This window comes from Puniceispirillum sp. (SeqCode) (assembly GCF_965657105.1).
In the GTDB taxonomy this organism is placed as follows: domain Bacteria; phylum Pseudomonadota; class Alphaproteobacteria; order Puniceispirillales; family Puniceispirillaceae; genus Puniceispirillum.
This window is the reverse complement of sequence record NZ_CBFHNB010000081.1, coordinates 1-6,861: the sequence shown is the minus strand read 5'-3', so window position 1 is coordinate 6,861 and position 6,861 is coordinate 1. Positions and strand designations below refer to the sequence as shown.

Genomic DNA, 6,861 nt, shown 5'->3' with positions numbered 1-6,861 from the left:
ATTCAATGATGTTCAGTCTAAAGACAGTTTTGGCGCCATTTTTGAACATATGTTTCAAACCTGCGATGATCCGCGTTTTACCGTTACGGATATCGCTTATTCGGATCAGCTAGCATATTTACGATGGGAGATGACCGCCAAATTGAAAAGCTGGCCTAAATCAGCCCTGTTCCTGTCAGGTATGAGCGAGATTCATATTGGCGGAGATGGATTGATAACCGCACATATTGATCATTGGGACAGCGCTAGCCAGCTACTGGCAAAGTTGCCTATGATTAAGATCCTAATGCGTCCAATATTGCGCCTTTTCAAGATACCGGTCTGAAGGTGATTAGCACTTCACCAAGCAAAATACCCCATTTCGAGACTTTTGCGCGATTGACCATAACCGACCCATCCTGCAACGCCATGACATCGTCAAACAGGACCGTGACCTTGCGGCCAAACATTGGCAGATTGAATTTATAACGCCAACTCAAAACATTATCAGTCAAACGACCCGTCGCATGCCCCAGAACATCAGCACATTCACCGCGATAAAGGCCGTCATCACATGCGGTCACGATCCATTGGCGGGTTTCTAACGCACCATCATCATAAACAAAATATTCATCAAGAATAAAGCCATCATCCGTGCGGCGGCCTTCAATAGTGACGCGAAACTGTCGCTGGACAGTGCCAAAACGATCAATGAACATGCCAAAAGCAGCTAACTGCCCATCAAAATAGTCTTCGGGCAAAAATGTAGGTATATCGATACTCACGCCTGATCCTGCATCTTCATTTATATGTTTTAGCCATTAGCGATGCATCAACAACATCTGTTTCACATCAATCATGCCAGCGCGGAAACCACCCTCACAATAGGCCAAATAAAGTTCCCACATACGTTTGAAACGCTCATCGAATTTATCTTCAGCCAGGGTAGGCCAGGCCAGATTGAAGCGTTCGCGCCATTCTGCCAAAGTGCGGGCATAATGCTGGGCATAACCTTTTTCTTCAACCAGCTGCAAACCCGCATCATTCAATGGTTTATCAAGCATAGGTAATGAAGGCAGCATGCCGCCAGGGAAAATATACCGTTGGATGAAATCAGGCTGACTTTTGTAAGCGTGAAAAGATTTATGGTCGATGGTGATGGATTGAATCGCCGCACGCCCCCCTTTTTTCAACAATTTTGAAACCGCATCAAAATAGGTTGGCCAATACGCCTCGCCCACAGCTTCGAACATTTCAATCGAAACAATTTTATCAAATTTACCCGTGAGATCGCGATAATCAACAAGCTGAAGGTCTGCTTTGCCGCCTAGACCTGCCGCATCAATACTTTGCGTGGCAAATTCAAATTGTTCTTTTGAGATCGTGATGCCAGTAACGCGTGCGCCGACCGTTGAGGCGACATATTTGGCGAAACCACCCCAACCACACCCAATCTCCAGAACATGATCGTCGGGTTGAATATCAGCCATTTCGACAAGTTTTTGATATTTATTGATCTGCGCCTTCGTTAGATCATCAGAATCATCTTCAAAAACCGCAGATGAATATGTCATTGTGGGATCAAGCCAATGTGCATAAAAATCATTACCCAAATCATAATGATGTGAAATGTTTTTGGCCGAGCCGCTTTTACTATTTCTGCGCCCAAGGTGAAACGCGCGTAGAGCCCATTTCCTGATAAAATTTGGTTTTAGTTGAACATCCATATCTTCATCATGGTGAACTGCGAGTTCAATCAAAGCGGGCAATGCGCTACTGCTAGCATCCCCATCCATGATTGCTTCGCAAAACCCCATCTTCCCATCGCGCATAATACGCGATAAAGCAGCGCGTGTGTGCAGCCGAAGATCAGCATCAGGGCCAGCCTTTGCAGATTTGAAACTATGTATTTGACCATCCGGTAGCGTCAATGTCAGACTTCCACATTCAAGACGACTGAGAATGGCAAGAAACAGTTGAACCTGTTTTTTATATATGAATTCGGAAAACATAAATTAGAACTCCTTAACTTTTTCCGATATCTTTGGCTTGTGACCATTTGCCTGGGGGATCAGGTCTTGAGAAGAAAGGCACTTTTTTTAACCATAGCTTAAAGGCTTCGACATGTATCGATAGAAGCGGGCGAAGTGGCCATTGTCCAGTCGAAAACAGCCCACTGAGTATTGTTTTATTAGATAGGTCACACATTTCGCCACGAAAGGTAGCCGTTAGAGCAACTTTTTCACCTTGCATATAACGCATAAGCAGCCGCATTCGGTCTCCAATAACGCGTATTTTGAGCCTATAATATCCACTATTAGCAAAAAAGGGCGAAACATGCAGGCGCTTTTCAGCCACCATTACTGTGTGGCTACTAGTGACCTTGCCGATATAGGAATGTATATCACCAAAAGTGTTACGTACTTCATAAATATGGACACGCTCGGCACCTGATTTATCGCACAAGACATAAACTGAAACCGGATTGAATACGAAGCCGAATATGCGGGGAAATGTCAGCAAATGAACTGATTTCATGTCTTCGCCAGGGCAAAGTTCGGTGGCTCTGGCGCGTGCATAATCTGACAGCTTCACCAATACTTCCCTAGACTTGAAATTAACACCATGATCCCGCTGGTGAAATGATAATAGATTAAATTTATCAACACTAAACAACGCTGACATGCGGTTAACTCTGTCGAGTTGATCAAGATCCAGCCACAAAGATAACCCTTTACGGCTCAAGAAATGAGATGGTTTGCCGTGCCGCGTATGGTCAATTTGCGAAATGACAAGTCGGCAATCGGACATCAAGCACCAACCTGAGACGCCATGTCGTTGGGGACTGCAAACGGGGAAACTTCGCTATGCCATGGTATTGACGCACCCAGTGTTTTGGCGATGGCCAATGCTGATTTCAATCCGTCTTCGTGAAATCCATATCCAGTCCAGGCACCAGCAAAAAACAGATTATTTATACCCTGAATATCTGCCAGCCTTGGTTGCGCCTTAATCGCGGCATCATCAAACACTGGATGATGATAGATAAATTCTCCGTGAACAAGGTCTGGATCCGGTTCAATATGCGGATTTAGCGTCTCATATAAAGGGTATTTCATATCGATCGATTGCAAACGGTTCATCCAGTAAGTCAAACATAGATTATCCGGGCGTTCTGTCCCAGACCCGCCTTTGGACGCAATATAGTTCCAAGCAGCCCAAGCCGCTTTCCGGCGCGGCATTAAACGGGCATCTGAATGTAGCACAGCTCGATTAGGTTGAAACTGAAAGGCGGATAAAATATCGCGTTCATTGGCAGTAGGATCAGCGATCAAGGCAAGCGACTCATCAGCATGTGCTGCCATAATGACCTTGTCGAACCAAAGATCACCTTGCCCCTTTATCGAAAGCATGACACCGCCATTGGCACGCCGAAGTGATGTTATGTTAACATCACAATGCACCTTATCACCCAACGCCTTGCGTATTCTGGTGACATATTCGCGTGAACCACCCAGCACCGTGCGCCATTGAGGGCGATCTACAAAATTTAGTAGCTTATGGTTTTCCATAAAACGCATAAATGAACGAACAGGAAACGCATTCATCATATGCGACGAACATGACCAGATCGCCGCCCCCATTGGCAGCAAATGATCGGTAACAAAGGCATCCCCATATTTCTGACGTATGATAAAAGCGCCAAGGGTCTCATTTTCTGGACCGTTATAGGCATCGCGTGGTGCAGTGCGATAAAAGCGTACTAGATCAGACAGCATTGACCAATAGCGCGGACGCAACAAATTAGAAGGTTGTGCCAGCAATCCTTTGATTGATCCTTCATATTCAGATTGTCCATCTGCAAGCGAAACAGCAAAGGACATATCCGTATTTTGCGTTGGCACGTCAAGAACAGAAAAAAGATTGATAAGATTAGGGTAATTTAGAGGATTATATACGATAAAACCTGTATCAACCGGCACCTTTACACCATTAAAGTCAGCGTCAACAGTATGACTGTGACCACCTAGACGCGATGCCTTTTCAAAGACGTGAACATCAGCGTGATCCTTTAGAAGATATGCTGAGCCTAACCCAGAAATACCCGACCCAATAACGGCAATCCGCATTCAAAAAACCCCATTTCAATTCTGATATAGTGGATAAAATATGACCTTATCAGGTGGTTATTTAACTGATTATTAACATAGTTACACAAACATGATATCAAATTCTATCAATGTGACAGCGTTATAGTTGCGATATTTTATCACGGTGCGCATTAATAACATTGGTTTTGAAAGGGCTTTTGCAAATCAATGATCAGATCTATCGGTATTTCCCGTCAAAATTGTGAAGTTCAATCGATTGATATATGGCGAGACGGGCTTTCGGCAACGATTCTGACATGGGGTGCGGTGGTTCAGGATTTACGCCTATTGGGGCATGACGCACCATTGGTTTTGGGGTTTCGCAAGTTCAAACATTACCCCCGTTATTCGCCATATTATGGTGCCATAGTTGGACGCGTTGCCAATCGTATTGCTAACGGGCATGGAAACATTGATGGTCTGAGCTTTTACAGCGACACTAATTTTCTGGGCAAGCATAGTCTGCATGGCGGTAAAGATGGATTTGGGACGCGCGATTGGGACATTCGCGATCATGGACATGATTTTGTGGAACTGGCCTTGCACGATCCCGACGGCATGATGGGCTTTCCAGGCGCGCTTGACGTCACCTGCCGTTACGAAATTCAGCCTGGCAATGAGCTGGTCGTTACGCTTGATGCAAAGTCCGACGCGCCCACCTTTTGCAATCTGGCACATCATAGTTATTTCTGTCTTGATAATTCAGGAGACATTCGCGGGCATGAATTACAAATTCATGCTGACGCCTATTTACCTTGTGATGCGGAATTTATTCCGACAGGTGAAATACGCGATGTCACCGACACCATTTATGATTTCCGCACAGCACGACAGATTGGCGCCAGCGATCCATGTAGTTATGACGTCAATTACTGCCTTGGCACAAGCAAGGCACCCATCCGACCCGTAGCGACTGTAAAAAGCCCACATTCAGGAATTATGATGCAGGTGGCTAGCACTGAGCCTGGACTTCAGCTATATACTGGACATAAGCTTGGCCCGCCAGTTCCCGGATTGGATGGTCGACTGAATGGCCCCTATTCGGGGCTTTGTCTTGAACCGCAATTATGGCCCGACGCGCCAAACCACCCCCATTTTCCGTCAATTTCACTTTATCCTGATACTCATTATCATCAAAAAAGTAGTTTCCGTTTCGCGATTACTTAAGAGAGGAATAAAAATGCGCTATAAAAAGCTTGGATCGTCTGATTTGAATGTCAGCATGATTTGCCTTGGATCAATGACGTGGGGCACTCAAAATACGGTTGCCGAAGGCGCAGAGCAAATTGACATGGCACTCGACCATGGGGTGAATGTTATTGATACGGCTGAAATGTACCCAACGACGCCGCTATCCAAGGAAACGCAAGGCGACACAGAGCGCGTTATCGGCGCATGGGTAAAAGCAAGCGGCAGACGCCAGGATGTGATGCTAGCTACTAAAGTTGCTGGAGCTGGTTATGCCAATGTTCGTGATGGTGCCCCCATCTCACCCCAAACAATAAAGCTTGCCGTTGAGGCGTCGCTAACATCAATGGCAACTGACTATATTGATTTATACCAGCTTCATTGGCCAAATCGTGGTTCATATATGTTCCGCCAGAATTGGACATATGACCCCACGCATCAAAACAAAGAAGAAACGCTTGCGCATATGTATGAGGTTTTGCTGACCTTACAGGAACTAAAAAACGAGGGTAAAATCCGTGCATTCGGATTGTCGAACGAAAGTGCATGGGGCACCAGCCAATGGATACGGATGTCCGAACAGCACGACCTGCCTCGCATGGTAGCCATCCAAAACGAATATAGTCTGCTTTGCCGGATGTTTGATACAGACTTGTCTGAAACGGTTCATAATGAAGATATTGGCTTGCTGGCATTTTCACCTCTGGCTGCGGGTCTTCTCTCAGGCAAATATGCACCCGATGTAACGCCAGCTGGTTCCCGCCGGTCACTTAATGAAAGTCTGGGGGGACGTATAAATGAACATTTATGGCCAGCGCTTGATGCCTACCGCGACATAGCTAACCGCCACGGGCTTGATCTTTGCCAGATGGCGATTGCCTGGACTTTGACACGACCTTTTATGGCTTCATCAATTATTGGTGCCACCAGCATGGACCAGTTAGAAACCATTCTGGGTGCCGCCGACCTAGTGCTATCTGACGAAGTCATGGCTGAAATTCAGGCCACTTTCCGCAAACATCCAATGCCCTATTAAGCCAATAGCTTGTCACGATTGCAAAACCATGCCCTTTAGCCTCGATAACCGACTTGAAGCCGATAGCCTGTTTGTCACAAGTTATGATGACATTCAGATAAGGGTCATGAATGATGCACGTTATGTCTGGGTTTTATTAGTGCCGGAAATTGCCAATGTGACGGAATTACATGATCTGCCAGCACAGAAACAACAACTTTTGATGCAACTAGCCGCATCGATAGGCGCCGGCATTAAAACCACGCCAATGCCGCATGTGCCAGCGATCGCCAAAATCAATACGGCACTTATCGGCAATATAGTCAACCAGCTTCATCTACATATTGTTGGACGGCACCCGGATGACGCGGCATGGCCAGCGCCTGTATGGGGCATGGGTAGCGCTATTAAACTTGACGAAGATACCATCAATCAACGGCGGCAGCTTGTTCATAAAATCATGGATATGTTTCAGGAAAATTGATGAATTATATATATAAAATATGTCCTGTTGATATCTGGGCTAAG

General features: G+C 45.8%; 8 protein-coding genes. 4 read left to right on the top strand and 4 right to left on the bottom strand.

Annotation, left to right across the window (positions count from 1 at the left end; all coding sequences use genetic code 11):
* Nucleotides 1-325 (top strand): nuclear transport factor 2 family protein (locus ACTF7Q_RS09810; RefSeq protein ID WP_438997656.1); only part of this gene is annotated, 325 nt, incomplete at its 5' end.
* Here the strand turns inward: ACTF7Q_RS09810 and ACTF7Q_RS09805 are convergent.
* The 4 genes from ACTF7Q_RS09805 to ACTF7Q_RS09790 are packed head-to-tail and all read right to left on the bottom strand — an operon-like array spanning nucleotide 309 to nucleotide 4,109.
* On the bottom strand, nucleotides 309-764 hold the full coding sequence (locus ACTF7Q_RS09805; RefSeq protein ID WP_438997655.1) for a DUF3833 family protein: 456 nt from the start codon (nucleotides 762-764) through the stop codon (nucleotides 309-311). The genes ACTF7Q_RS09810 and ACTF7Q_RS09805 overlap by 17 nt on opposite strands.
* Nucleotides 765-800: 36 nt before the next feature.
* Complete coding sequence (locus ACTF7Q_RS09800; RefSeq protein ID WP_438997654.1) at nucleotides 801-1,991, bottom strand: class I SAM-dependent methyltransferase; 1,191 nt, start codon at nucleotides 1,989-1,991, stop codon at nucleotides 801-803.
* 13 nt (nucleotides 1,992-2,004) lie between these two features.
* A complete protein-coding gene (locus ACTF7Q_RS09795) occupies nucleotides 2,005-2,790 on the bottom strand; it encodes a DUF1365 domain-containing protein (protein ID WP_438997653.1) in 786 nt (261 codons plus the stop codon).
* A complete protein-coding gene (locus ACTF7Q_RS09790; protein ID WP_438997652.1) occupies nucleotides 2,790-4,109 on the bottom strand; it encodes an NAD(P)/FAD-dependent oxidoreductase in 1,320 nt (439 codons plus the stop codon). The genes ACTF7Q_RS09795 and ACTF7Q_RS09790 overlap by 1 nt, the downstream gene beginning before the upstream one ends.
* Nucleotides 4,110-4,298: 189 nt before the next feature.
* On the opposite strand from ACTF7Q_RS09790, the gene ACTF7Q_RS09785 reads away from it, so the two are divergent.
* The 3 genes from ACTF7Q_RS09785 to ACTF7Q_RS09775 are packed head-to-tail and all read left to right on the top strand — an operon-like array spanning nucleotide 4,299 to nucleotide 6,817.
* Nucleotides 4,299-5,297 carry an aldose epimerase family protein gene (locus ACTF7Q_RS09785; RefSeq protein WP_438997651.1) on the top strand — a complete coding sequence of 333 codons (999 nt, stop codon included), beginning with the start codon at nucleotides 4,299-4,301 and terminating at the stop codon, nucleotides 5,295-5,297.
* A 13-nt stretch (nucleotides 5,298-5,310) separates the two neighbouring features.
* The gene (locus ACTF7Q_RS09780; protein WP_438997650.1) at nucleotides 5,311-6,354 is read left to right on the top strand and encodes an aldo/keto reductase; all 1,044 of its coding nucleotides are present in this window, start codon (nucleotides 5,311-5,313) and stop codon (nucleotides 6,352-6,354) included.
* A gap of 28 nt (nucleotides 6,355-6,382) precedes the next feature.
* Nucleotides 6,383-6,817: an HIT domain-containing protein gene (locus ACTF7Q_RS09775; protein WP_438997649.1), complete on the top strand. Its 435-nt coding sequence runs from the start codon at nucleotides 6,383-6,385 to the stop codon at nucleotides 6,815-6,817.
* Nucleotides 6,818-6,861 lie beyond the last annotated feature (44 nt).